Annotated in this window: 27 protein-coding genes and 1 pseudogene; 25 read left to right on the top strand and 3 right to left on the bottom strand. The window is 61.5% G+C overall.

Annotated features, from left to right (window positions below; translation table 11 throughout):
• The first annotated feature begins 245 nt into the window (after window positions 1-245).
• The 22 genes and pseudogenes from NHL60_RS00410 to NHL60_RS00515 all read left to right on the top strand — a co-directional run bounded on the left by NHL60_RS00410 (window position 246) and on the right by NHL60_RS00515 (window position 20,787).
• A complete protein-coding gene (locus NHL60_RS00410) occupies window positions 246-1,289 on the top strand; it encodes a TRAP transporter substrate-binding protein (RefSeq protein ID WP_253447506.1) in 1,044 nt (347 codons plus the stop codon).
• A 43-nt stretch (window positions 1,290-1,332) separates the two neighbouring features.
• Entirely contained in the window at window positions 1,333-2,112 is a 780-nt protein-coding gene (locus NHL60_RS00415) for a class II aldolase/adducin family protein (protein WP_253447509.1), read from the top strand.
• Window positions 2,113-2,186: 74 nt separating this feature from the next.
• Window positions 2,187-3,155, top strand: coding sequence for a TauD/TfdA family dioxygenase (locus NHL60_RS00420; RefSeq protein ID WP_253447511.1), 969 nt, complete (start codon window positions 2,187-2,189; stop codon window positions 3,153-3,155).
• 260 nt (window positions 3,156-3,415) lie between these two features.
• A complete protein-coding gene (locus NHL60_RS00425) occupies window positions 3,416-4,480 on the top strand; it encodes a TRAP transporter substrate-binding protein (protein WP_253447514.1) in 1,065 nt (354 codons plus the stop codon).
• A gap of 69 nt (window positions 4,481-4,549) precedes the next feature.
• Window positions 4,550-5,044 carry a TRAP transporter small permease gene (locus NHL60_RS00430; protein WP_253447517.1) on the top strand — a complete coding sequence of 165 codons (495 nt, stop codon included), beginning with the start codon at window positions 4,550-4,552 and terminating at the stop codon, window positions 5,042-5,044.
• Window positions 5,041-6,330, top strand: a complete 1,290-nt coding sequence (locus NHL60_RS00435; protein WP_253447520.1) for a TRAP transporter large permease — start codon at window positions 5,041-5,043, stop codon at window positions 6,328-6,330. Before NHL60_RS00430 ends, NHL60_RS00435 begins: the two co-directional genes overlap by 4 nt.
• Before the next feature lie 73 nt (window positions 6,331-6,403).
• Window positions 6,404-7,528: an amidase gene (locus NHL60_RS00440; RefSeq protein ID WP_253447523.1), complete on the top strand. Its 1,125-nt coding sequence runs from the start codon at window positions 6,404-6,406 to the stop codon at window positions 7,526-7,528.
• A gap of 18 nt (window positions 7,529-7,546) precedes the next feature.
• The gene (locus tag NHL60_RS00445) at window positions 7,547-8,692 is read left to right on the top strand and encodes an acyl-CoA dehydrogenase family protein (protein WP_253447526.1); all 1,146 of its coding nucleotides are present in this window, start codon (window positions 7,547-7,549) and stop codon (window positions 8,690-8,692) included.
• 38 nt (window positions 8,693-8,730) lie between these two features.
• Complete coding sequence (locus NHL60_RS00450; RefSeq protein WP_253447529.1) at window positions 8,731-9,075, top strand: IacB protein; 345 nt, start codon at window positions 8,731-8,733, stop codon at window positions 9,073-9,075.
• 48 nt (window positions 9,076-9,123) lie between these two features.
• Window positions 9,124-10,413: a Rieske 2Fe-2S domain-containing protein gene (locus tag NHL60_RS00455; protein ID WP_253447532.1), complete on the top strand. Its 1,290-nt coding sequence runs from the start codon at window positions 9,124-9,126 to the stop codon at window positions 10,411-10,413.
• A gap of 6 nt (window positions 10,414-10,419) precedes the next feature.
• On the top strand, window positions 10,420-10,899 hold the full coding sequence (locus NHL60_RS00460) for an aromatic-ring-hydroxylating dioxygenase subunit beta (RefSeq protein WP_253447535.1): 480 nt from the start codon (window positions 10,420-10,422) through the stop codon (window positions 10,897-10,899).
• A gap of 22 nt (window positions 10,900-10,921) precedes the next feature.
• On the top strand, window positions 10,922-11,665 hold the full coding sequence (locus tag NHL60_RS00465; protein WP_253447538.1) for an SDR family NAD(P)-dependent oxidoreductase: 744 nt from the start codon (window positions 10,922-10,924) through the stop codon (window positions 11,663-11,665).
• Window positions 11,666-11,689: 24 nt separating this feature from the next.
• Window positions 11,690-12,646, top strand: coding sequence for a PDR/VanB family oxidoreductase (locus NHL60_RS00470; RefSeq protein ID WP_253447541.1), 957 nt, complete (start codon window positions 11,690-11,692; stop codon window positions 12,644-12,646).
• A 26-nt stretch (window positions 12,647-12,672) separates the two neighbouring features.
• Complete coding sequence (locus tag NHL60_RS00475; protein ID WP_253447544.1) at window positions 12,673-13,221, top strand: TRAP transporter small permease subunit; 549 nt, start codon at window positions 12,673-12,675, stop codon at window positions 13,219-13,221.
• A complete protein-coding gene (locus NHL60_RS00480) occupies window positions 13,214-14,545 on the top strand; it encodes a TRAP transporter large permease subunit (RefSeq protein WP_253447547.1) in 1,332 nt (443 codons plus the stop codon). The genes NHL60_RS00475 and NHL60_RS00480 overlap by 8 nt, the downstream gene beginning before the upstream one ends.
• Window positions 14,546-14,595: 50 nt before the next feature.
• Window positions 14,596-15,624 (top strand): TRAP transporter substrate-binding protein, encoded by a 1,029-nt coding sequence (locus NHL60_RS00485; protein ID WP_253447550.1) that lies wholly within the window; start codon window positions 14,596-14,598, stop codon window positions 15,622-15,624.
• Between the two features lie 55 nt (window positions 15,625-15,679).
• Window positions 15,680-15,874: pseudogene (locus tag NHL60_RS00490) on the top strand (2-hydroxymuconate tautomerase); the annotation flags it as partial.
• 34 nt (window positions 15,875-15,908) lie between these two features.
• Entirely contained in the window at window positions 15,909-16,838 is a 930-nt protein-coding gene (locus tag NHL60_RS00495; protein WP_253447556.1) for a flavin reductase family protein, read from the top strand.
• A 47-nt stretch (window positions 16,839-16,885) separates the two neighbouring features.
• The gene (locus NHL60_RS00500) at window positions 16,886-17,455 is read left to right on the top strand and encodes a nuclear transport factor 2 family protein (protein ID WP_253447559.1); all 570 of its coding nucleotides are present in this window, start codon (window positions 16,886-16,888) and stop codon (window positions 17,453-17,455) included.
• Window positions 17,456-17,691: 236 nt separating this feature from the next.
• Window positions 17,692-18,789, top strand: a complete 1,098-nt coding sequence (locus NHL60_RS00505; protein ID WP_253447562.1) for a DcaP family trimeric outer membrane transporter — start codon at window positions 17,692-17,694, stop codon at window positions 18,787-18,789.
• 250 nt (window positions 18,790-19,039) lie between these two features.
• Window positions 19,040-19,399 (top strand): MarR family winged helix-turn-helix transcriptional regulator, encoded by a 360-nt coding sequence (locus NHL60_RS00510; protein WP_301271105.1) that lies wholly within the window; start codon window positions 19,040-19,042, stop codon window positions 19,397-19,399.
• 134 nt (window positions 19,400-19,533) lie between these two features.
• Window positions 19,534-20,787 carry an IS256 family transposase gene (locus tag NHL60_RS00515; RefSeq protein WP_253447568.1) on the top strand — a complete coding sequence of 418 codons (1,254 nt, stop codon included), beginning with the start codon at window positions 19,534-19,536 and terminating at the stop codon, window positions 20,785-20,787.
• Window positions 20,788-20,919: 132 nt separating this feature from the next.
• On the opposite strand, the gene catC is transcribed toward NHL60_RS00515, so the two are convergent.
• Window positions 20,920-21,210, bottom strand: coding sequence for a muconolactone Delta-isomerase (gene catC / locus NHL60_RS00520; protein WP_253447571.1), 291 nt, complete (start codon window positions 21,208-21,210; stop codon window positions 20,920-20,922).
• A 30-nt stretch (window positions 21,211-21,240) separates the two neighbouring features.
• A complete protein-coding gene (locus NHL60_RS00525; RefSeq protein WP_253447574.1) occupies window positions 21,241-22,359 on the bottom strand; it encodes a muconate/chloromuconate family cycloisomerase in 1,119 nt (372 codons plus the stop codon).
• Window positions 22,360-22,463: 104 nt separating this feature from the next.
• Here NHL60_RS00525 and NHL60_RS00530 point away from each other — a divergent pair, with 104 nt between their 5' ends.
• The gene (locus NHL60_RS00530; protein WP_253447577.1) at window positions 22,464-23,348 is read left to right on the top strand and encodes a LysR family transcriptional regulator; all 885 of its coding nucleotides are present in this window, start codon (window positions 22,464-22,466) and stop codon (window positions 23,346-23,348) included.
• A gap of 87 nt (window positions 23,349-23,435) precedes the next feature.
• Here NHL60_RS00530 and serA read toward each other — a convergent pair whose 3' ends face one another.
• Complete coding sequence (gene serA / locus NHL60_RS00535) at window positions 23,436-24,677, bottom strand: phosphoglycerate dehydrogenase (protein WP_253447580.1); 1,242 nt, start codon at window positions 24,675-24,677, stop codon at window positions 23,436-23,438.
• Between the two features lie 230 nt (window positions 24,678-24,907).
• Between serA and NHL60_RS00540 the strand changes: the two genes are divergently transcribed.
• Window positions 24,908-25,195 (top strand): exodeoxyribonuclease VII small subunit, encoded by a 288-nt coding sequence (locus NHL60_RS00540; RefSeq protein ID WP_253447583.1) that lies wholly within the window; start codon window positions 24,908-24,910, stop codon window positions 25,193-25,195.
• Window positions 25,179-26,069 carry a farnesyl diphosphate synthase gene (locus NHL60_RS00545; RefSeq protein WP_253447585.1) on the top strand — a complete coding sequence of 297 codons (891 nt, stop codon included), beginning with the start codon at window positions 25,179-25,181 and terminating at the stop codon, window positions 26,067-26,069. The genes NHL60_RS00540 and NHL60_RS00545 overlap by 17 nt, the downstream gene beginning before the upstream one ends.
• Window positions 26,070-26,073 lie beyond the last annotated feature (4 nt).

Here is a 26,073-nt window from a genome sequence, read left to right on the forward strand (position 1 = left end):
CCTGAGCCTGTTTCATGCGCTGCAGAGGTGCGCTTAAGGTGATAGGGCCCTATTGGATTTCGTTGTAAGTAATTGTTTTTTTTGTTTTTTATTCTTTTTGGCAAGATTCTGGCAAGGGTGACTGTGGCATCGCGTAAGGGGTGGCGAAAAATTCAGCTCTTGTTTTAGCTTGAAAATTCATGTGATATTGATTGCAAGGATGTCGCCAAGGCCTTGCACAATAATAACTTTCAGGTGGTATATCTATGAAAAATAAAAGCAAGTCAACCCCCTTGGCTGAAAAGCTGGTGGCGGGGGCTGTGTTGATGGGAGCATTTTTTTCCGCCAATGCTCAGGCGAGTGAAGTTCGGCTCAACTATGCCTTTTTCGCTCCAGCACAGACTTTCCCTGCCGTACAAATGGAGCACTGGGCTGAGGAGTTGCACCGGCGCACCGATGGCAGAGTCACGGTCAATACATTTCCGGGTGGTACACTGCTGACTGCAGGAAATATGTATGACGGTGTGCAGAGCGGCGTCGCCGATATCGGCCTGTCTGCCACTTCCTACGAGCCGGCACGCTTTCCGTTAATTAACCTAGCCGGTAATCTCACTGGCATCGACGTCGATTCCACCGTGGCTAGCCAAGTGGTCTACGAGTTGATCCAGGAGTTTCCTGCCGACCAGCTAGGCCTTGAGAATTTTAAGGTGATTACCGCCTTTACCTCCGAGCCTGGCTACCTGCATAGCCGCTTACCAGTGACCTCTCTTGAGGAGTTGCAAGGTCAGGAGATTCGTGTGCCCGGCGACAGCACCGAGGTACTGAGAGCCTTGGGCGGTGTGCCCGTGGGGATGTCGCAGGCAGAGACCGGCGAGGCCCTTCAGGCCGGCGTGGTCGACGGCTATGTAGGCTCCCGCGAGACGCTGATGGATCTTCAATACGCTCGCAGCGTCAAGTACATCACAGACTACCCGCTGACTAATGTAGTCTTCGTCGCCGCCATGAATCGACAGCGCTGGGAGTCGCTGCCCGAGGATGTCCAGCAGGTGATTGATGAGCTGGGCGCAGAGATGGCCCACTTCGCTGGCGACTACTTGGACAGCCATATCGAGACTTCACTGGCGTGGGCTGGGGAGAATCATGGCGTCGAGATCCTGGCACTCAGTGATGAGGAAGCGACGCGCTGGGCTGATCAATTGGCGCCTATTAACGAGGCTCGCCTGGCTCAGGTGGACGAGATGGGACTGCCTGCCCAAGCATTCTACGAAAGGATGCAAGAACTTATCGAAAGCTATAAGAATGGTCGTTAATTGACTGGTTTTTAGTCCAGTGCATATTGGCATGGGGTGAATTATGAAGGAATATTTAAAAGGTGAATATTTTGAATCGGTCATGGGAGAGTTTGGTGAGTCAGAAGGGGGGCTGAGAGTCAAGTTGGCGCTTTTCTATCGCCTAGTAGACTATTTCGGCTGGTGTGAAGCAATATTCAATCATATTTCTGTTAGGGTGCCCGGAGGGGAAAAATACTACCTGGTGAATCCGTTTGGGCTGAATTACACAGAGGTTACGCCAAAAAATCTTCTCAAGGTTGATCTGAGTGGGAGAAAGGTAGTTGATTCAGTGTATGAAGCAAACCCTGCAGGATTTGCTTTGCATAGTGCAATTCATGGGGCGCGAGATGATATTCACTGCATCGTGCATACCCACACTAATGAAGTCTCTGCGATTGCACAAAAAAAAGCCGGGTTTGGGCATGATGATTTTTATGGGGCTCAGCTGTACGGGCGTATCGGGTACCACGAGTTTGAAGGCATCACGCTGTTCGAGGAAGAGCGTGCCAGGATGCTGGAAAGCCTGGGCAACAAGCATATCCTGGTGCTGAGAAATCATGGTGTCGCCGTGGGTGAGGCGGATATCGAGCGTACCTTCTTTCTGCTTTGGACGGTGCAGCGCGCGGCGGAGATTCAAGTGACGGCAGGGGCACTCGGGGGGGAAGATAATCCCATCACCGAGGAGATCAAGGCGAAGTGCGCCAGCTTGACTCAGGAGTTGATCAATGAGAGTGGTTTCGCCATCAAGTTTTATGAAGCCATGGTTCGCAAGATGATCAGCGAAAGAGGGAAACCCTGGTAAGAGGATGTGTCTTGTAATTTATCTGTCATCGGCATGATCGTTATTAACAATATAAAGATAGTCATGGAGGCATCATGAAGAAGGTTCTCAATAATCGAATCGATGATGAGATGGCTTGGAAAGGCTGCGACCTGGAGGGAGATTTATCATGGATATATCAACTGACTGATGTGGAAGTGGAGGTACTCGACAGGGCGCTGGCGAACGTCCAAGCCCAAGGCTTATCGGCACCCGATTTTGAGAAGGAGGACTTTCCACTCGATGGAATGGAAGCGTCGATAGCGAATATAAACGAAGAGCTGGAAAATGGAAGGGGGTTCCTGCTTATTCGTGGTCTGGATGCCGAAAAGTATAATGAGGAGGAGCTGGCGTCTCTCTTTTATGGGTTGGGGCTTCATATGGGGAAGCCGGTTACTCAGAACCCGAAGGGTGATATGCTCGGCGTCGTAAAGAGTGTCGGGGATTCCAGCGACAAGCGTACTCGTGTCTATGAGACCAATGCCTATTTACCCTATCATACGGATCTTTCGGATGTTGTCGGCTTGCTGTCTCTCAAGAAGGCCAAATCGGGAGGAATGAGTAGCCTGGTTAGCGCGGCAGCGATCTATAATACCGTCCTGGATGAGTCACCTGAACTCCTAGAAGTCCTCTATAGTCCCTTCTACTTTGCTCACTTGGGGGATGAGGAATATACCCCATCGCCTATATTTAGCATTCATCAGGGTAAGTTGAGCTGCCGATATCTCAGGCAATATATCGAGTTGGGGCATGAGTTGAAGGGTGATCCATTGTCGGAAAAGCAGAAGGCAGCACTGAATCTTGTCGACGACATTATTCACCGTAATGAGATCAAGCTGGATATGATGCTTGAGCCAGGTGATGTTCAGTTTGCTAATAATTATATGGTTCTTCATTCAAGGACCGGTTTCGAAGACTATGAGGAAGAGGGGCGCAAGCGAAAATTGCTTCGCCTCTGGCTGAAGATGCCAAATGCCAGAGAGTTGGCGCCAGATTTCCCGGGGCGGAACGGTTTCTCGGAATAGTGATGGTGTAAGTTTTCGCCATTCGGGCTCCGGCAGTGAACAGACTAGACGAGGATAGGACGGAGCTCTAGTTTCTCAATAAGACAAGACTTAATTGCCTGGTCTTCAATTTTAACTTGAAGGTGGATGAAATATTCTTCTCCTGTTGATGGTGGAGTAGAAGGTGGTGGGCAATGAGTTTTTTTGAAAATTCATGTAGTGTTGAGTGGAAATGGCGCTGCCAAGGCGCCTGTGACAACAACAAGTAAGAGGTGAGCCCCATGACGACTAAGAAAACTGCGACTGTGACCCTGTCCACAATCTCCCGGTGCTTGGCAGGTGCAGCTTGCCTGGGCGGCCTTCTAACTGGTACGCTTTTCGTTAGTAGTGCCACCGCCAGTGAGATCACCCTCAATTATGCCTTCTTTGCTCCAGCCCAGACCTTTCCTGCGGTGCAGATGGAGCACTGGGCCAAAGAGTTGCGTCGGCGGACAGATGGCAGGGTTACGGTTAATACCTTTCCGGGTGGGACTTTGCTCACAGCCGGAAATATGTATGATGGCGTGCAGAATGGCGTTGCTGATATTGGTCTTTCTGTAACATCTTATGAGCCTAATCGCTTTCCTTTGTTAAATATGGCGTCTGGCTTTACAGGAATTGAAGTTGATTCACGGACTGGAAGTCAGGTTGTCTATGATTTGGTGAAAGAGTTTCCAGCTGAAGATTTGGGCCTAGAAGACTTTAAGGTTGTGACCGCATTTGCTATACAACCTGCTTATTTGCATAGTCGCAGCCCGGTTAGGTCTTTGGAAGATATTCGCGGTATGGAGCTTAGAGTTCCCGGCGATAATACTGATGTGGTTGAGGCCCTTGGGGGAGTTCCTGTAGGGTTGAATCAAGCCGAAACCGGAGAGGCCTTGCAGTCTGGGGTGATTGATGGCTATGTGAGTTCACGCGAGGGCCTGATGGATTTTCAATATGCACGTAGTGTCAAGTATGTCACTGACTATCCTATGACCAATGCTTTTCTACTAGCATTGATGAACCGTCAGCGCTGGGAGTCTCTCCCCGAAGATGTACAGCAAGTGATCGATGAGCTGGGAGCCGAGATGGCCTACTTCGCCGGCGACTATCTGGACAACCATATCGAGACTTCCTTGGCGTGGGCTGCAGAGAATCATGGTGTCGAGACCCTGACGCTGAGTGAAGAGGAAGCGGCACGCTGGGCCGAAAAGCTGGAGCCCATCAATGAGGAGCGTCTGGCGAAAGTGTCCGAGATGGGGCTGCCGGCGTATGAGTTTTATAGCCGCATGATGGAGTTGATTGAGAGTTACCAACAGCCCTAAGGAAACTGGGCCCTGGCTCCGGTGGCATCATGTCGCCGGGCGTGATCGACGCAGCGAGGCACTCGACCCATGCACAAACTCAATCTTTTGATCAGCCGCGGCTTGCTAGGTATCGCCGGGGTGGCTCTGCTGGCCATGGTGTTCCTAGTGGTGGGTAACATAGTTATGCGCCAGGTGGCATCTTCCTTCGGTGGTACCACCGAGATCGTCGGCTGGCTGACGGCCGTGGTGGTTGCTCTCTCCCTTGCCTATGCGCAACTGCACAAAGCGCATGTGGCGCTGGATATTCTGGTGGCGCGCCTGCCCATGCGGCTACAGGCGCTGTTGGAGGCCCTGGTGGCCTTGGTGAGCCTGCTGTTTTTCGCCATGGTAGCCCTCAAGCTCTGGGAATATGGCTATAGCGCCATGCAGCGGGGCATGGTCTCCCAGACTCTTCGCCTGGCGCTCTATCCGATGATCTATCTGGTGGCCTTGGGCTTTTCCGCCTTCTGCCTGGTGTTACTGGCGGATTGCCTCGGCGCGCTGAAGCGCCTGGTGGTGACGCAACGAGTGGTGATGACATGAGCATGGTTTCGATAGCGCTGGTTGGTATTGTGGCGCTTTTCCTGTTGATTTTGCTCAAGATGCCGATCAGCTTCGCGATGTTCATTGTCGGCTTCTTCGGCATGTTGCATATCACCAGTCCCATGGCTGCGTACAACATCATCAGCTCGGGCATCTGGGAGCAACTATCGGCATACTCTCTGAGTGTAATTCCGCTATTCATCTTCATGGGAGAGCTATTGTTCCGCTCGGGAATTACCGAGAAAATCTTTGCCTCAGCCTATGCCTGGATCGGTCACCGCAAGGGCTCAATGGCCACTACGACCATCCTCAGCAGTGCCGGTTTCGCAGCCGTCAGCGGCTCTAATACCGCTACTGCGGCCACTGTTGGCACCATCGCCCTGCCGGAGATGAAAAAATTCGGCTATCAGCGTGCACTTAGCGCCGGTAGTGTGGCTACCGGTGGCACCCTAGGGGTGATCATTCCCCCCAGCGCTGTGTTAATCGTGATTGCCCTCCAGGCGGAGCTGGCCATTCGCGACCTGTTTATCGCCAGCATCGTGCCGGGGCTGATTTTGGTAGCCCTGTTCGTGATGACTATCAGCTACCTGTGCCACCGTCGCCCTGAAATGGCTCCAGTTGGCGAGCGTTCCTCATGGAGTGTGCGCCTGGCTTCACTCAAGGGAGTGTTGGAGGTGGTGGCACTCTTCGCCCTGGTACTGGGCGGCCTCTTCGCCGGCTGGTTCACTTCCACCGAGGCCGCCGCCGTGGGCTGCGTGGGGGCCCTGGCCATCGTCGCCCTGCAGGGACGGCTGACCCTCGAAGTGCTCCAGGAGGCCTTGGCCAATGCGCTCAAGTCCTCCGCCATGATCCTGATGCTGGTAGCCGGGGCGGTGATCTTTGGACGCTTTCTCACGGTGACGCGGCTGCCGTTCCTGGTCGGCGAGTGGGCCGCGGCCCTGCCGCTGCCGGCGGTGCTGATCATGGCCTGTGTGCTGCTGATCTACGTGATCGGTGGTGCTCTGATGGACGCCATGGGCTTTCTGATCATCTCGATCCCGATCTTCTTCCCGGTGGCCCTGGCTCTGGGCTACGACCCCATCTGGTTCGGCATCATGGTATGCATCGTCACCAGCATGGGCGCGATCACGCCACCAGTGGGGGTCAATGCCTTTATCGTCAAGAGCCTCGATCCGGAGCTGGGGTTCGGCGACATCTTCCGCGGGGTGGGCTATTTCATGCTGCCTTACCTGGCCTGCATCCTGTTGCTGCTTGCCATCCCGGAGCTGGTGCTGTTCGTCCTGTAGGAGGGAGACGTATGGAATTGTCGCTTGATCATATGCTTGAAAATTCATGTGAAATAGAGTCTAGAGGTGTGGCATGACCTCCATCATCGAACCCCTCTCTCTGGGCCGTGGCTCCAAGCGGGTGGTGGTCAAGGACACCATCGACATCGCTGGCTACCCAACCCGGGCAGGTTCAGCGGCTCTGGCCGAGTCGGCTTCAGCGGAGCGCCATGCAGAGATTGTCGAGCGCACTCTGTCGGCAGGCTACCAAATCATTGGCAAGGCTAACCTCCACGAGCTGGCTTTCGGCATGACTGGGCTCAATGCCTGGACCGGAACCCCTGAGAACCCTCGCTTTCCCGAGCTGATTCCCGGTGGCTCCTCGAGCGGCTCTGCGACGGCAGTCGCGGCAGGCCTGGCCGAGGTTGGCATCGGTACCGATACCGGCGGCTCAATTCGTCTGCCGGCGGCCTGCTGTGGGCTCTATGGGCTCAAACCGACTTTCGGGCGCCTCGATCGCCGCGGCGTGATGCCGGCGGTCAGCAGCCTCGACTGTGTCGGGCCCATCGCCGCATCGCTCGAGGAGCTGATCGCCTTTATGGCGGCGGTGGACACGCGGTTCGTCATGCCATCGAACGGTGAGGCGCCACGACTGGCTTGGATTCGAGTGGAGGCCGAAGACGCCATCCAAGCAGCGGTAGAGGAGCGCCTGGCCGCCTCGTCGCTGCCCGTTTCGCCGGCCAGCCTCGCGCTGCTGGAGGAGGCTTATGGGGCGGCCATGGCGGTGATCAACCGCGAGACCTTCGAGGGCTGCGCGGCCTGGCGAGACGACCCTCGCCTGGGAGCCGATGTGGCCAAGCGTCTAAGGGCCGCGGGACAGACCACCGATGTCGAGCTGCGCGATGCCGAGGCGCTGCGCCGCGCCTTTATCACCGAGGTGGATCGTCTCCTCGAGACTCACGATGTTCTGGCGCTGCCGACCCTGCCCCATGCACCGCTGACGCGGGCGGCCGCCGAGGCGGGGCAGCAGGACCTGACGATTTCCGCGCTGTTGCGGCCCTTCAACCTCTCCGGACACCCCGCGCTGACTCTGCCGTTGGCACCCCGGGCGGGCTATCCGCTGGCGCTGCAGCTGGTGGGACGGCGCGGCGATGACGCCGGCCTCTGTCGGGTTGCGCGTCTCCTGGCCAGAGCCCCGCGGGCGAACGCCCCAGATTAAAACAACAGGAGTTGATTTATGCATAGTACCGTCGACAAGTCCCAGTGGGGCGGGGAAGCCCGCTTCGATGCGCTGCTCACGTCTATTCGCAGGCGCCGCGGGGAGTTTGAAGCCCAGCGGCATATCTCCCAGGACATCATCGAGGAGTACCAGGCTATCGGCGTCTATCGCGCCATGGTGCCGACCCGCTACGGCGGCGATGAGAAGTCACCCGCCGAATTCCTCAAGATGGTTGAAGCGATTTCGGCTGCTGATGGCTCCGCCGGCTGGGTGGCAAGTTTCGGCATGAATCCCGCCTATCTGGCAGCCCTGCCTCCGGAGACCCTCGATGAGGTGTGGAAGGACTCCCCCGATGTGGTCTTCGCCGGTGGCATCTTCCCACCCCAGTCCGCCGAGCGGGTCGACCGTGGCTTCCGCATCAAGGGACGCTGGAAGTTCGCCAGTGGCTGCATGGGCGCCTCCCTGTGCGGGGTGGGTATCCTCCCCGATGAGGAGGGCGCCCTACCACGCATGGCGGTTCTGCCCCGCGACCGGGTGGCGATCGACCCGACCTGGGACATGCTGGGCATGGTGGCCACCGGCAGCCACGATCTGGTGGTTGAGGATGCCTATGTGCCGGAGGAGTGGACCTTCGTGCGCGGCGGCAAGCCCACCATCGAGGCGCCCTTCTTCCGCTACCCCTCGCTCTCCTTCGCCGCCCAGGTGCTGGCGGTGACCACCCTGGGCCTGGCCCGGGAGGCGCTGGACATCGTTCGCGCCATGGCCGGCGGGCGCAAGTCGGTCACCGGCGCTCCCAACCTGGGCGAGCGGGAGTATGCGCAGATTGCCCTCGGCAAGGCCGAGGCCAGGGTGCGTGCCGCCCGCGCCTTCTTCTACGACAGCACCGAGGCCGCCTGGGCGGCCATCGAGGCCGGGGGCGAACCGAGCCGCGACCAGGTCAACCTTCTGCGTCTCTCCACCACCCACCTGACTCGGGAGTGCGCTGAGGCGATTCGTGACGTCTACCAGATCAGCGGCATGACCGGAGCCGACAACGGCCACCCCCTGTCTCGCATTCTGCGCGACTCCCAGCTCTGCACTCAGCACGCCTTCATGGGCGAGATCACCTGGAAGAACGCCGGAGCCATCTTCTTCGGCCATGAGCCCTTGCCGGGCTACCTCTAAACAATATTGTCCACACCAACTCAACGGAGATCACCACTATGCACCGCGTACTCTTCTGCATCGGCATCAACCAGAACTTCATGAATGCGCCCGCTGAGGAGGGCAAGCAGGTCTGGCAGGCCTTCAGCCAGATGATGCAGGGCATCGATGAGCTGCCCGGCGTTACCATCCTGGGAATCATGGACGACGACCGCATCATGGTCGGCCCGTCCGCCACCGCCCCCTGGACCGCCTACATCATGGCCGACGTCCCGGACTACGAGAGCGTCGTCGCCGCCTGCAACTTCTTCCGTACCACCCCAGTGGGGGACGGCACCTACAAACTGTGGAAATACGCCCGAGTCGAGGCCCGTATCGGCCGCGAACTGGTCGTTCCCAACTAGGAAGTCACCGCGGCCTGCCGGCCCGGACCATTCGATAAGGAGACGACAATGAACAAGCTGATCGATATTGAGAACATCACCGCCGACCCCGGCCACCTGGTGGAGGAGGGGCGCATCCACAAGAGCCTCTACTCCGATCCCGCGATCTTCGAGCAGGAGCTGGAGCGGATCTTCAACTCGACCTGGGTGTGGGTGGCCCACGAGAGCGAAGTGGCCGAGGCTGGCAGCTACAAGACCGCTTTCATCGGTCGCCAGCCGGTGATCGTCAGCCGCGACCGCAAGAAGAATATCCATGTGCTGCTCAACCGCTGCCGTCACCGGGGTGCCACCGTGTGTGAGGGCAAGAAGGGCAAGACAAAGGCCTTTACCTGCCCCTATCACGGATGGGGTTACTCCCTGGATGGCGAGCTGCGCGCCATTCCCAAGGCCGAGGAGTATGAGGGCGTCATCGACAAGCAGGAGTTGCCGCTGGAGCGCCTGCGCCACGACTCCTATCAGGGCATGATCTTCGCCACCTTCAACGAGGATGCCGAGCCGCTGGAAACCTTCCTGGGTGGCGCCAGGAAGTGGATCGACCTTTTCATGAAGCAGTCCGGCGGCTATCCGCTGCAGGTGCTCGGCGATCACCGCTTCCGCTTCCCCGGCAACTGGAAGATTCAGCTGGAAAACACCACCGACGCCTACCACTTCCCCATCGTCCACAAGTCCTTTATCTCCTCGCTGGATGATCAGACCTCCGAGGTCTTCGACTTCCTCGACGGCGAGGGCTTCGTCGAGGATCTGGGCAATGGCCACAGTGTCATGGTGATGATCCCCGAGCTGGTCGACCTGGAGGCCAACCTGGACGACCCCATCCCCGAGCGCTTCGCGGAGCTGGCCGAGGCGCTGCGCGGCGAGGGCCATGAGGAGGCCGAGGTGCGTCGCCTGGTGCGCGCCGTGGGCGGCACCGGCTTCAACCTCAACCTCTTCCCCAACGTGGCCTGCTCCATGGCCTTCTTCCGGGTACTGACCCCGATCAGCGTCGAGGAGACCGAGATCCACCATGTGGCCATAGGCGGCGCCGGGGCCCCGGCACCTTTTAATCAGATGCGCATGCGTCTCCACGAGCACTTCCAGGGCCCCATGGGCTTCGGCACCCCGGACGATGCCGAGGGCTGGGAGCGGGTGCAGAAGGGCTCATTGGCCGGCCCCGATGGCTGGATCCTGGTCAATCGTGGCCTCAAGCGAATGCAACCCTCCGCTGACGGCAACCCGGCTGGAGCGGTCTGCTCCGAGACCGGCATGCGTGCCGCCTATCAGATGTGGAAGCGACTGATGACCGAAGAGGCAGGGGAGTAATAGATCATGGCAGATACCAGCATGTTTCAGCAGGCGATCGACTTCATCAACAGCGAGGCCGATCTGCTCGACCACAAGGCCTACGCCGACTGGCTGGGGCTCTGGGAGCGCGACGGCATCTATGTGGTGCCGGTGGATATCCACGAGTCCGATTTCGCCAACACTCTCAACTTCGCCTACGACGATCACGCCATGCGCGAGATGCGGGTGGCGCGTCTGGAGAGCGGTGAATCGGTCTCCGGCGAGGCCCAGGAAGGCACGGTGCGCAGCCTGTCGCGCTTTCGCCTGCTGGAGGAGAGCGACCAGGAGATCCGGCTGCGCTGCGCCATGTTCCTCAGCGAGGTGCGCCTGGCCAAGCCGCTGCTCTACCCCGCCAACGTGGAGTACCGGCTGACCAAGACTCGCGCGGGACTGCGCCTGCATACCAAGGTGGTGCGTCTGATCAATGCCGGCCATCACCTCAACACCGTCGCCTTTATCTTCTGAGGCCCTTCTTGAGGAGAGGCATATGCAACAGATCGCCGTGATCACCGGCGCCGCCCAGGGACTGGGCGGCGTCATCGCCGAGCAGCTGCTGGCGGATGGCTTTTGCGTGGCCATCACCGACCGTGACCGGGAGGGTGCCGAGCGCCTGGCCCGGGAACTCGACCCCACTGGTGAGCGGGCCATGGCCCTGGGCCTGGACGTGACCCGCAAGGAAGACTTCAGCGCGGCCCTGGCGGCGGTGGAGGGGCGCCTCGGCGCGCCCACTGCCCTGGTCAACAACGCCGCCATGACGCCCACCACGCCGGTGATGGAGATCACCCCGGAGGAGTTCGACGCCGTGGTGGCCATCAACCAGCGCGGCACCTTCTTCGGCTGCCAGGTGTTCGGCGACTACTTCGCCGGCCGAGGCCATGGGCGCATCGTCAATATCGCCTCACTGGCGGGGCAGAACGGCGGCACCGCCTCCGGCGCCCATTACGCCGCCAGCAAGGGTGCCATCCTGACCCTGACCAAGGTGTTCGCCGGGCAGCTGGCGGCGTCTAATGTCACCGTCAATGCAGTGGCTCCGGGTCCCCTGGATCTGCCTTCGGTGCGAGCCGCGGTCCCGGCCGACAAGCTGGAAAACATCATCGAACGGGTGATTCCTGTCAAGCGTCTGGGTAACCCGGCCTTCGTGGCAAAGACCGTGGCGCGTCTGCTAGGTGACGAGGCGGATTTCGTCACCGGGGCGACCTGGGACATCAACGGCGGCATCTACATGCGCTAGCCGCTCGTCGGCGAGGAGCCAATCATGACACAAGAGACTCTTACCCTGCGGGTCGCGCGACGCCAGGAGCACACCGACGAGATCGCGGTGTTGGAGCTGGTCGCCGCCGATGGTGTCTCCCTACCGCCTTTCGAGGCGGGGGCCCATATCGACTTGCATCTGGGTGAAGGACTGGTGCGCCAGTACTCCCTAAGCAATGCCCCCGCCCAAGGTGATCGCTATCGCCTGGGGGTGCTCAATGACCCCAACTCCCGAGGGGGATCCCGGGCGGTGCATGAGCATCTTCATGAGGGCGCCGAGGTGCTGGCCAGCGCTCCGCGCAACCACTTTCCCTTGGATGCCTCGGCGGGGCACAGCTTGCTGGTGGGCGGCGGTATTGGCATCACTCCAATGATCGCCATGGCCCATGCCCTTAAGGGCGAGGGACGCTCCTTCGAGCTCCATTACTGCTGCCGCTCCCGGGGCAAGGCTGCCTTCCTGGAGGAGCTCGAGGGGACCTTCGGCGAGTCCCTGGTGCTTCACTGCGACGATCAGGGACCGAGTCAGCGCCTGGATATCGCCTCGCTGCTCGCCGCCCAAGGCGACGACGCTCACCTCTATGTATGTGGCCCGACCGGCTTCATGGACTGGGTGATCGGCGCCGCTGGTGAGGCGGGCTGGCCGAGCGCCCGTGTGCACTTCGAGTACTTCAGCGCTGAGGTTGACACCAGCGGTGGCGCCTTCGTGGTGGAGGCCGCGATCAGCGGCGTCACCGTGCGGGTGGAGGAGGGCATGTCCATTGCCCAGGCCCTCAAGGCCGCCGGGGTCAAGGTGGACGTCTCTTGCGAGGAGGGCGTCTGCGGTACTTGTATCTGCGATGTGCTGGAAGGAATCCCTGACCACCGCGACCACTTCCTCAACGATGAGGAGAAGGCAGACAACGATCAGATAGCAGTGTGCTGCTCGCGTGCCAAGAGCGAGCGGCTGGTCATCGACCTGTAGCATAACCCAACGAGGAGAACGCGACGATGGGTGCATGGAATCGGCGCTGGTGTGAGCGAATCCTGAGCTTCTGTGGCCTTTGCCTACTGGCGATTGCATTCGTCATTGGTCTCGGCGTGGTGATGCACCTGCTGGGGCTGTCGAGGCTGGTTGACTTCGAGCGTTCCTACTGGCTAGTGGGGCGAGCGATTACCTTCAACAGCCTTATGGGGCTGCAGGTGCTGCTCTTCTCGATGGCCATAATGCTGGCGCTCGCACCGGTGCTACTGCTTGATCGTCATGTACGGGTCGATGTCCTGCACGGGCGGCTGTCGCGACGCGGGCAGCGTTGGCTCGAGATGGTCGGTCACCTGGGCTTCGCGCTGCCCTTCTTCGGTTTCCTGCTGTTGCCCGCCTGGCGCTTCGTCGAGCGCGCCTTCCTGACCGGCGAGCGCTCGACGGATGGCGGGCTGAATGATCTCTATGTGATCAAGGCGCTGCTGCCCCTGGGCATCGTCATGGTCCTGGTGGCTCTGCTCATCGCGATCACTTGCCTGCTGCGCGGGCGCACCCCGCGGGAGGTGGCCCATGGCTGAGCTGTGGATGCCGCTGATGATGGTGGCACTGCTCTTTGCCGGCATTCTTTCCGGCTATCCCGTGGCGCTGGTGCTGGGGGGGGTCTCGACGCTCTTCCTGCTGCTCTCCGATCTGCCCCTGGCCTTCACCAACCTGATGCTGACGCGGATCTACGCCAACGCCTTGAGCAACTGGCTCTATGTGGCCATCCCGATGTTTATCCTTATGGGGCTGCTGCTGGAACGCACCGGCCTGGCACGGGATGCCTTCCGGGTCAGCGAGCGGCTGCTGCATCGCCTGCCCGGGCACCTCTCCCTGACCGTGCTGTTCGTGGGCGGGCTGCTGGCGGCGACCACCGGGGTGGTCGGTGCCTCGGTGGTCCTGCTGTCGGTGCTGGCACTACCGCGAATGCTCGATGCCGGCTATTCGGCGCGTGCCTCCTCGGGGTTGATCTCGGCCTCGGGAACCCTGGCGATCCTGATGCCACCCTCGGTGATGCTGATCATCCTCGCTAGCCTGGTCGCGGTGCCGGTGGGCCAGCTATTCCGCGCCGCCCTGGTGCCCAGCGGCCTGCTGATCCTGCTCTATACCCTCTACTCGCTGGTCGGAGCCTGGTGGAAGGCGCGTCAGGCCGGGATGCCCGGCCCCGCCCCCGGGGCGCACGACCCGGGGGCCTCTGGGGCCTGGCGGGATGCTCTGGCGCTCTCGCCCTTCCTGGTGCTGATTCCCCTGGTGCTGGGGGCGATCATTACCGGGGTCGCCACCCCCACTGAGGCCAGCGGTATCGGCGTGCTGGCGGTGCTGCTGTTCGCCTGGCTCACCGGCAAGGCGCGATCGGCCGACGTGCTGGGCGCCGCCAGGGAGGCAGCCATCGCCACCGCCATGATCATGCTGCTGGTGATCACCGCGACCTGCTTTTCGCTGATCTTCAAGGGCGTCGGCGGCGACCGCCTGATCCTCGCGGCACTGGGGCTGCTGGGGGCCGGCGACTGGAGCGTGATCCTGTTGATCCTGCTGCTGGTCTTCCTGCTCGGCTTCTTCCTGGACTGGCTGGAGATCTCGCTGATCCTGATGCCGATCTTCGTGCCCATCGTCGGACAGCTCGACCTCGGCAACGGCCTGGCCGGTGGCGCTCTGATGGTGTGGTTCGCCGTGATCTTCGCCATCAACCTGCAGACCTCCTTTCTCACCCCGCCCTTCGGCATCTCGCTGTTCTACCTAAAGGGTGCCATGGGCGACCGGGTGGCTACCGTCGATATCTATCGCGGCGTGATCCCTTTCATCGCCATGCAGCTGCTGGTGCTGCTGCTCATCTTGCTGTTTCCCGCAGTGCTTTTTCTCTAACCACTGTTTATTGGTGGGCTAGGCCCATCGGTTACCTAAGGAGTCAAACAATGAACAAGACCCTGACCCGCTCCATCGCCTTCGCCGGCGCTACTCTGGCCTCCAGCGGGGCCTTGGCTCAGACCCTGACGCTGCAGTCGGCATTTCCCTTCAGCCTGAAGGTGATCGACGACTCCATCCATCGCTTTGCCCAGGACGTCGAGACCGCCACCGCTGGGGCCCTGAGCTTCACGCCCTACGATGCCGGGGCCTTTTCGCCGCCCTTCGAGATCCTCGCGAATGTCGGCAATGGCAGCCTGGACGCCGGTTGGTCGGCAGCGAGCTACTGGGCGGGACAGATTCCCGCCGCGGCACTGTTCCAGAGCATCCCTTTCGGGCCCGACGTGCCCCATTACCTGGCCTGGCTCTATGGCGGCGGTGGCATCGAACTGTGGGAAGAGCTTTATCGCCCCCACAACGTGGTGCCGATCCCTTGCGGGGCGATGATTTCTGAGGCCGGGGGCTGGTTCGTCGACGAAATCGCCGGAGTCGACGACCTGAGCGGCATGAGCATGCGCATAAGTGGGCTCGGCGGCGAGGCGATGAGCCGGCTGGGCGTGTCCCCGGTCTCCCTGCCCGCCGGCGAGACCTTCCTGGGGCTCGACACCGGGCGCATCGGCGGTGCGGAGCTCAGCTTCCCGACCATCGATGTCAGCGCGGGCTTTCAGGAGGTGGCGAGCCACTACTACTTCCCTGGCTGGCATCAGCCCGGGAGCCTCAATGAGCTGATCATCAATGCCGATGTCTGGGACGGCCTGAGCGAGGACCAGCGGCTGGCCGTTCGCCATGCCTGCAGCGATCTCAGCATTCATATGTATGCCCAGGACATGCAGGCCCAGTCGGCGGTACTGCAGGAGTTCCGCGAGGCGGGCGTCGAGGTGAAACGCTTCCCCGACGAGGTATTGGAAGCGCTGCGCGAGGCATCCCGCGACGTCCTGGAGGAGAACGCCGCCGAGAATGAAGCCTTCGGCGCGGTGCTCGAGTCCTATCGTGCCTTCAGTGAACGCTACGAGGAGTACCGCGAGCTGACCGCTTTCTAGCGCCGGGTGCCCCGGCCTTGGATCGGGGCACACCCATGACCCTGAGAGGAGCCACGAAATGCCTACCGTTCACGTTTACATGATGTCGGGCCGCACCCAGACCCAGAAGGAAACCCTGATTCGCAAGGTGACGGATGCCGTCATGGAGTCCGTCGATGCCCCTGAGCAGAACGTGCGGGTGATCATCAGCGAGATTCCCAAGGGCGACTACGGGATTGCCGGCACTACCGGCGAAAAGCTGGGCCGATGAGAACAACGGTGCTATGGCGCCGGAGGAGGATAAGATGAGTTTCGACGCAAGAGATTTCCGCCGCGCCCTGGGCAAGTTCGCCACCGGGGTCACGGTGGTCACCACCCGCGACGGTGATGGCGAGCACTATGGGGTGACCGCCAGCAGCTTCAACACTGTGTCCATGGACCCCCCGCTGATCCTGTGGAGTATCGACAAGGGGGCCTACAGCCTGGCTGCCTATCGGGATACCGAGCACTTCGTGGTCAATGTGCTGGGCAACGATCAGGTCGAGGTCTCCAATCGCTTCGCCAGCCGCGGCGAGGACAAGTTTGCCGGCATCGCCATCGAGGAAGGCCTCGGTGGTGCCGCCAAGGTGAAGGACGCCGCGGCGCATTTCGAGTGCCGTACCTGGAACGTCTACGAGGGCGGCGACCACCTGATCATCGTCGGTGAGGTGGAGCGCTACGCCTACCAGGACGAGGGCAGCGCCCTAGTCTTCCATAACGGTCGCTACGCGGTGCCCGAGCCGCACCCCCTGCTGCTTCCGGTGGGCGAGCAGAGCGTGCTGGATGGACGCCTGGGCAAGCACCTGCTCTACCTGATGCGCCAAGCGCTGTCCGCTTACTGCGGCGACTTCTATCCCCGCCTCGGCAGCCTGGGCGTCAACGACAAGGAGTGGAGGGTGCTGACCCTGCTGGCGGATCGCGGTGCCCTGGATCGCGACATCCTTGCCCGACGCGTGGCCCAGCCCCTGGCAGACCTTGACGACACACTGAGCGAGCTCCATGAGCGCTCCCTGGTGGAAAGTGACGGCGAAAATCGGATCGCCTTGAGTGACGCGGGCCGGTTACTGGCGCTGCGTCTTCTGACCATGGCCGACGATTACGAGCGGCGCCTGCTCGAGGGGCTATCGGCAGCGGAGGTCGAGACGCTCAAGGCGGGCCTTGGGTGCGTGATCAAGCGTTTGGGAGAGCCGCACTGACGTGGTGCGGTCGTCTAATTTCAAGCAAACGACAAGGATGGCTACCCATGCCTGATGTATCTCATGCCGATCTGCAGGGCCTGATCAAACGTATCGAGACGCTGGAAGCCGAGGCGGAAATCCGCCGGCTCCAGGCGCGTTACATGTTCCTCTGTGATACGCCACTCCCCGAATATGGCGTCAAAGACGATGCCGAGCGCATCGATCTTATCATGGCACTTTATAGCGAAGACGCTACCTGGGAAGGGGTCGGCGACTATTACGACAACCAGTTCGGAAGGCTCGAGGGGGCGGCTGCCATCCGTCGTCACTTCGAGAATTTCTGGGGCCAAAAGCGCGACCCCGAGTTGCTCTTGAACGTGCATTACCTGACCTCCGAGCAGATTCATGTCGAAGGCGAGACGGCGGATGGGCAATGGGTGCATTGCCAGCCGTGGATCTTCTCCGATGGCACCTCGCTTTTACGTTCTTCGCGACTCAACAATGCTTTCCGACTCGAGCCGGATGGCAACTGGAAGATCACTCGTACCCGTACCGAGAACGTCTTCGTGGCACCACTTACGGAGGGCTGGGCCACAGACTTCGCGAAGGCTTCGGTATTGATGAACCCCCGATAGCATCACGGCATCGGCCGTTCTGGCCGCACGCCGGTCTGAATTACGCCGGCGGATAACATCCGCTGGATACCGTTTCCGCGAAGGGCATGGCGGCTTGTCACGAGTCTGTCAGGGCATCGGCTTGCCCGGGCCCGCCTCGGGAAACCTCGCCCCCTGATGTTCGGGGGAACTCAAGATAGTCTCTGGAGTGATAGATGAATAATCAAAAGAAATTTCGACTGATAGGCCTCTGTTCAGTGTCGGCCCTGGTCCTCGCCATTCAGGGCACGGCCCAGGCCTACTCCCTGGAAGTCGGCGACACCGCCGCCGACATCTACGGTTACGCCAAGCTGGACCTGATCTATGACGTGGATGCGGACTTGGGCAATTCCGTCAACCGCAACGCTATTCTGCTGGATGACCAGGCCGGACCCGAGGGCCATACCACCCTGCACGCCTATCAGAGCAGGCTGGGCTTCACCACCAGTACCCCGGCCGGGGGCAGTGACCTGAAGACCATGATCGAGGGCGACTTCTTCGGCGGTGGCGGTGGGAGTTTCCGCCTGCGCCACGCCTATGGTGAGTGGAACGGCCTCCTGGGCGGCCAGACCTGGTCCAACTTCGGCGGCTTTCTGGGCATGAATCCGACCATCGACTTCACCCCTCAACCGGGCCTGGGCAACGCGGGGCGCCAGGCCCAGCTGCGTTATACCGTGGAAGGCTTCTCGGTGTCCCTGGAAGACCCGGAAAACCTCGGGGGCTCGCCCCTGGCCGATGCCACCAAGAGCCAGCTTCCCGACCTGACCCTGCGTTATCAGGGCGGCGTCGATGGCTTCAACTACGGTGCCTCCGCCGTGCTGCGACGTCTGCAGTACGACACCACCGGCACCACCGATAGCGGCAAGGACAGCGCCTTCGGCTGGGGCCTGGCCCTGGAGGCCAGTGCCCAGGTCGCCGAGGGAGTGACCCTGCGCGGCTCCCTGACCCATGGCGACGGCATCGGCGGCTATCTGGAAGGAACCCCGGCGGCTCCCGCCTATCTGGATCCGGCCACCGGTGAACTGGAAACCATCAGTGCCACCGGCGGTACCCTGGGCATCACTGCCGCCGCCGGCCCCGGTAAGGTGACCCTGGGCTATGGCGTAGCCCGGGCGGACCTGGACGAGGCGGTGGCCGCCGGCGCCGTGGCCGATAGTGCCAACGAGAAGTTCCAGGCCGTGCACCTGAACTATATCTGGTCGCCGATCCAGAACGTCACCTACGGCATCGAGGCGGGCTACCATAGTCGCCAGGTGGTGGATGGTCGCGATGGCGACGCACTGCGCCTGCAGGGCATGGTGATGTACAGCTTCTGAGACGGGCCTGCTAGCCGAACGTTCGATCCCTTGCCTCCGGCCCTCGGTCGGGGGCCTTTTCGTCGTTGGTCCAGCTGCTGGAGTACGGGCGCGCATGCTAGAATAGTCAACTATTTTTTCGCGACGGCACGGGCTCATGGTTGACAAGGACGTACTCTCCCCTTCCTTTTACCCACTCTCGGAGGAGTTCCGCTCCAGGGACTTTCCCTTTTACTGGGTCGCACGGCTCAATGCCAAGTACAGCGCGGATATGGACGCCCTACTTAAGCCTAAGGGACTGAGCTCCTCCAAGTGGAGAGTACTGATGATCTTGCACGAGCATGGTCGGCTGAGCATGTCTGATATAGCCATCCATGCCGTGGCCAAACTGTCGACCATCACTAAGATTGTCTACAAAATGCAGGAGGCCGGCCTTGTGACCACGTCCCTTTCCCCAGAAGACCGACGTGTGACCGAGGTTTCTTTAACCCATGAGGGTGAAGAAAATCTTGTGATTGCAAGGGAGCTCACCCATCGGCTAGTTGAAAAAGCCTTTAGAGGGCTGAGTAGTGATGAGATCGTTGTGATGAATCGCTGTCTTAGTAAAATATTAGATAACTTGAGTTTCTGAGTGATGATGCTTGGGTGGCAAGAGCGGTATGCACGAGCTATGGTGATTTCTGGTGTACGGGAGGAGGTAGGAAGGGTGGCGTATCCTGTTGATTGATCACGACCAAGATCTCAATCAACACGAGTGGATACGCCATGACCGATTCTACCCTCCGGGCTCTTTCACAACCAGAACCCCCGATCACTGACCCGCTGCACGAGCTGTTGCGTCAAGGTGCCCGTGACCTGATCGCCAAGGCCGTCGAGGCTGAACTGGCCACCTTCCTGGAACAGTACGCCGATCAGCGGCTCGATGATGGGCGCCAGGCCGTGGTCCGCAACGGCTACTTGCCCGAGCGCACCGTCCAGACCGGGGTCGGGGATGTCAGCGTGCAGGTGCCCAAGGTGCGCGACCGTAGCGGTGGTGGCGCTCGATTCAACAGCAGCCTGCTGCCGCCCTACCTGAAGCGGGCTCGCAGCATCGAGGAGCTGATCCCCTGGCTCTACCTGAAGGGGATCTCCACCGGCGACTACCAGGAGGCCCTGGCGGCGCTGCTGGGCGACCAGGCCAAGGGGTTGTCGGCCAACACGGTGTCACGGCTCAAGAAGCGGTGGGAAGACGAGCATGCCGAGTGGCAGAAGCGGGACCTTGCCGACAGACGCTTCGTCTACTGGTGGGCCGACGGCGTGTACAGCAACATCCGCATGGGCGACCGCCTGTGCCTGCTGGTGATCATCGGCGTCACCGAGCAGGGCCGCAAGGAGCTGGTGGCCGTCGAGGACGGCTTTCGCGAGTCGGCGGCCAGTTGGGAGACCTTGCTGACAGGGCTACGAGAGCGTGGCCTGGCCCAGGCTCCCAAGCTGGCAGTGGGTGACGGTGCCATGGGGTTCTGGGCGGCGCTGAGCAAGATTTACCCGGAAACCGACCATCAGCGCTGCTGGGTCCACAAGACGGCCAACGTGCTGAACAAGCTGCCAAAATCGGTGCAGCCCAAGGTCAAGGCGGACCTCCATGACATCTGGATGGCCGAGACCCGCGACGAGGCACACAGGGCCTTCGATCGCACAGTGAAGCGTTTCGAGGCCAAGTACCCCAAGGCGATGGGGTGCCTGGCCAAGGACCGGGACGAGCTGCTGGCGTTTTACGACTACCCGGCAGAGCACTGGGTGCATATCCGCACCACCAACCCGATCGAGTCGACCTTCGCCACGGTCCGTCTGAGGACCAAGCGGAGCCGGAACTGCGGCTCCCGGGCGACGACCCTGGCGATGGTCTTCAAGCTGCTCCAGAGCGCCCAAAAGCGATGGAGGAGGATCAAACACTTCCAGAAGCTGGAACTGGTCGTCAGCAACGTCAAGTTCCAGGACGGGGAGCAAGTAGTTGATCAATCAGACAGGAATGCGGCCTGATCGCCATCCACCAGATTTGACGATAACTCGGTATGCACTTGGGTTGACGCTATGCTCTTGCCATGCCGTTTTTGCTACGTGGCTGATGAGACACTTGGTTTTGTCGGGGGTTAGCTCCTAACGTCGGCATCGCTAAGTATCGTCATGGTGTATAGAAGACGGATGCCGGCACAGCGGCTTGACGCTGATCTCCATGTAGGGGAAGAGGGGCAGGTTGGAGATGATCTCCTGCAGCTCGGCGTTGTCCTCGACGTCGAAGATGCTGACGTTGGCGTAGCTGCCGGCCACGCGCCACAGGTGGCGCCACTTGCCGGAGCGCTGCAGCCCCTGGGCGTAGGCCTTCTCGGTGGCCTTGATCTCGGCGGCCTGCTCGGCCGGCATGGACGGGGGCAGCTTGACGGTCATTTCCACCTGAAACAGCATGGCTCGATCCTCCGATTGTCGTGTCGTTTCTTACTTGCGCGCGTAGTGCGCCAGCTTGTCTTCGTCGAGGGTGATGCCGAGACCCGGGCCGGCCGGCAGGTCCACGCCGAACTCGCGGTAGCGAAGCGGCTCGACGACGATATCGTCCTTGAGCAGCAGCGGGCCGAACATCTCGGTGCCCCAGGCCATCTCGGGCAGGGTCGCCCAGGCGTGCAGGGAGGCGGCGGTGCCGATGGTGCCCTCCAGCAGGGTGCCGCCGTAGAGGCCGATGCCCGCGGCCTGGGCCACGTGGGCCAGCTCCAGCACCCCCTGCAGGCCGCCGGACTTGGCGATCTTCAGGGCGAAGGCGCCGCTGAAGCCGCCGCGGGCCAGGTCGAGGCCGTCGCGGGCGTCCTGCACCGCCTCGTCGGCCAGCATCGGCACGTTGAAGCGGTCGGCCAGGCGGATCAGGCCGGCGTGCTCGCGGGCCGGAATCGCCTGCTCGATCAGCTCGATGCCGGCGTCCTGCAGGGCCTGGATGCCGTAGACGGCGGTGGACTCGTCCCAGGCCTGGTTGACGTCGACGCGCACGCTGGCGCGGTCGCCCAGGGCCTCCTTGATGGTGGCCACGTGGCGCACGTCCTGCTTCACCGGGTTGGCGCCGATCTTCAGCTTGAAGTCGCCGTGGCGCCGCTGCTCGAGGCGCAGCTGCGCCTCCTCGATATCCTTGGCGGTATCGCCGCTGGCCAGGGTCCAGAGCACCGGCAGGTGGGCCTGGCGGGCGCCGCCCAAAAGCTCGGCCACGGAGAGGCCCAGGCGCTTGCCCTGGGCGTCGAGCAGCGCGGTCTCCAGCGCCGACTTGGCGATCATGTTGCCGCGGGCGTGGCGGTTGAGCAGGGCGCGCAGGGCGTTGACGTTGCCGGAGGGCTGGCCGATCAGCAGCGGCGCCAGGTAGGCGTCGATGTTGCACTTGATGCTCTCGGGGCTCTCGGGGCCGTAGGCCAATCCACCGATGGTGGTGCCCTCCCCCAGGCCCTCGATGCCATCGCTGTGGCGCATCCGCACGATCACCAGGGTCTGGCAGGCCATGGTGGTCATGGAGAGCTTGTGGGGACGGATGGTCGGCAGGTCGACCAGCAGCGTCTCGATGGACTGAATAACGGATGTCATGGCGGCTCCCGCTACGGCATTGCAGTGATTGGGTGGCAGTCTGATCCCAGAGGGCGCATAAAGCCAATATCGTTTAGTGTTCTTGGTATACCTAGGAGGGTATGGTGGAGCTGCATGAGTTACGAACTTTCTGCGTTGTGGCCGATGAGCTCAATATCACTCGGGCAGCTCAGCGCCTACATATGACACAACCACCACTTTCCAGAAAAATTAAGCATTTGGAAGAAAAGGTGGGCTCGAAGCTGTTTAATCGTAGCCCCCATGGCCTATCAATGACGGTCACGGGGCAATTTTTGTATGAACAGGCACGCCAGTTGCTGGAGAAAGTGGAAACGATAAACTCTACTATTCGCAGCATGGAGCGTAGTCGAAGACCTTTGCTGGGGATTGGGTTTGTGCCTTCGGTATTCTATGATCAGCTTCCTCTGCTGGTTAGAAGTTTAAGGCAAAACAATGATGTGGACCTTTCTCTAGTCGAGATGACAACCGTGCAGCAGGTGCAGGCTCTGAAGGTCGGCCGCATTGATATTGGCTTTGGAAGGTTGAAGATTGATGACCCTGAAGTCGAGCAAGAAAAGTTGCTTGATGAAGATTTATTGGTTGCGTTGCCCACAGGACACCCGTTGGAAAGCAAGGCGCCCTCTCTGGAAGAGCTGTCTTGCCACCCATTAATTCTTTTTCCTGCAAGACCACGCCCAAGCTTTGCAGATTTGGTGCAGGGCCTTTTTCATCGTAAAGGTATAAAAATCAACGTAGTGCAAGAGACTAATGAGCTGCAAACTGCGCTTGGGCTGGTTGCATCGGGAATGGGAGTTACCCTTGTGCCTAGGCAGGTTGTGAATGTGCAGCGCCGCGGCATCGTTTACGTGCCATTAGCTGATCCGGAGATATGTACGCAGGTTATTTGCAGCCGGCGTCGAGGTGAGGCGCTCTCTCCGCTTCTAGAAGAGGTTCGGGCCGCATTTTTGTCACGCGCTAGGCGTTCGTAGCAGGTGTAGTGTGGCGGTGTGCATCAAAAAAACGCCGCCGCGTCGAATGACGCGGCGGCGTTGGGCGCTGACGGCGAGCGCTCAGGCTCAGGCGCTTTCGGAGTAGAGCACCCGCACCTTGAGGGTGTGGTTCACCTGGCGCAGGGCCTCGAGGGCCTGGGGGCCGTAGGCCTTGTCGACGTCGATCACCACGTAGCCGACCTTCTCGTTGGTCTGCAGGTACTGGCCGGCGATATTGATGCCGTTCTCGGAGAGCACGCGGTTGATCTCGGACATCACGCCGGGCACGTTGTCGTGGATATGCAGCAGGCGGTGCTTGTCCGGGTGGGCCGGCAGGGCGACCTCGGGGAAGTTGACCGAGGTGACGGTGGTGCCGTTGTCAGAGTAGGTGATCAGCTTCTCGGAGACCTCGATGCCGATGTTCTCCTGGGCCTCCAGGGTGGAGCCGCCGATGTGCGGGGTGAGGATGACGTTGTCCAGGCCGCGCAGGGGGCTCTCGAACTCCTCGTCGTTGCCCTTGGGCTCCACCGGGAAGACGTCGATGGCGGCGCCGTTGAGCTTGCCGGCCTTGATGGCATCGGCCAGGGCCTCGATCACCACCACGCTGCCGCGGGCGGCGTTGATCAGAATGCCGCCCTCTTTCATGCGCGCGATCTGCTCGGCGCCGATCATCCACTTGGTGGAGGGCAGGTCGGGCACGTGCAGGCTGACCACGTCGGCGCGGCCCAGCAGCTCGTCGAGGCTGGCCACCTGGCGGGCATTGCCCATGCCGAGCTTGGCGACCACGTCGTAGTAGATGACGTCGAAGCCCAGGGACTCGGCCAGCACCGAGAGCTGGGAGCCGATGCTGCCGTAGCCGACGATCCCCAGGGTCTTGCCGCGGGCCTCGTGGGAGTTCTTGGCGCTCTTCTGCCAGCCGCCGCGGTGGGCCAGGGCGTTCTTCTCCGGGATGCCGCGCAGCAGCATGATCGCCTCGGCCAGCACCAGCTCGGCCACCGAGCGGGTGTTGGAGTAGGGGGCGTTGAAGACCGGGATGCCGCGTGCCAGGGCCGCATTGAGGTCGACCTGGTTGGTGCCGATGCAGAAGCAGCCCACGGCCACCAGCTTCTCGGCGGCGGCGAAGACCCGCTCGTTGAGCTGGGTCCGCGAGCGGATGCCGATAAAGTGGACGTCGCGGATCTTCTCGATCAGCGCCGCCTCGTCCAGCGAGGTGGTCAGGTACTCGATGTTCGAGTAGCCGGCGTTACGCAGATTGTCCACCGCGCTCTGGTGGATGCCCTCGAGCAGCAGGATCTTGATCTTGCTCTTGTCCAGGGACGTCTTGGCCATGGTCGAATCAACCCCTTCCGGCGCGAGCCGCATGCAGTGACAGGTAGGAAAAAAGAGGAGCTATTCTAGCACAGGCCGGCCATGAGCCAGGATGAAAATGGTGCGCAGCCATGATGAACGCAGTGCAAGTTGCAGCCGGGCCATGCCGGGGCAGACGACCCCCGGGGGAGAGCGTGTATACTGTCGCCTTTCTAAACGCCGCATGAGCCGGCAGCCAAGCGAGGGGAGCGATGGCGGAGCGCAGCAAGCGAGCCGATGGCCAGGAGGCGACGACGGACTTTGCCACTACCGTCGAGCGCCTGGAGTGCCTGGTGGAGCGCCTGGAGTCCGGCGAGCTGTCGCTGGAGGCGTCGCTCTCCGCCTTCGAGGAGGGCATTCGCCTGACCCGCGACGCCCAGCGCCGGCTCGATGAGGCCGAGCTCCGGGTGCGCACCCTGACCGAGGGCGCCGAGGGCAGCATGACCCTGACGCCCTTCTCACCGGGGTCAGAAGAAGGAAAGGATGAGAGTGAACGCTGAAAGCCTGGCGGCCCGGCTGGCCGCGGATCGTGCCCGGGTGGATGCCCGGCTGGAGGCGCTGTTCGGCGAGCGCGGTGCAAGCGTGCCGCGGCTGGACGCCGCCATGCGTCACGGCGTGCTGGTGGGAGGCAAGCGGCTGCGGCCGGTGCTGGTCTATGCCGCCGGGCGCGCCCTGGGCGCGGCGGACGACGCCCTGGATGCCCCGGCCATGGCCATCGAGCTGATCCACGCCTACTCCCTGGTGCATGACGACCTGCCGGCCATGGACGACGACGACCTGCGCCGCGGCCAGCCCACGGTGCATCGGGCCTATGACGAGGCCACGGCCATTCTCGCCGGCGACGCCCTGCAGGCGCTGGCCTTCGAGGTGCTGGCGCGCTCCGCCCAGCCCCGGCTCCCGGCGATGATTCGCACCCTGGCCGAGGCTGCCGGCCGCGACGGCATGGTGGCCGGTCAGGCCCTGGACCTCGCCGCCGTGGGTGGCCACCCCGACGTGGCGGCCCTAGCCGCCATGCATGGCCACAAGACCGGTGCCCTGATTCGCGCCGCGGTGCGGCTGGGAGGCCTGGCCGCCGTGGCCGAGGAGGACCCCCGCCTGGCGGCCCTGGACGACTATGCCCGGGCCATCGGCCTGGCCTTCCAGATCCATGATGATGTCCTCGACGTGACCGGCGACGCGGCTACCCTGGGCAAGGCCACCGGGGCGGATGCCGCCCGGGACAAGCCGACCTACCCGACGCTGATGGGGCTGGACGGCGCGCGCCGCCGTTCCCGGGAGCTGGTGGAGGAGGCCCTGGCCGCCCTGGCCCCGCTGGGCGAGGGGGCGGATGCCCTGACCGCCCTGGCCCGCTACATGATCGAGCGTGACCACTGACACG

It is taken from the genome of Halomonas sp. Y3 (assembly GCF_024137965.1).
GTDB lineage: Bacteria > Pseudomonadota > Gammaproteobacteria > Pseudomonadales > Halomonadaceae > Halomonas > Halomonas mongoliensis.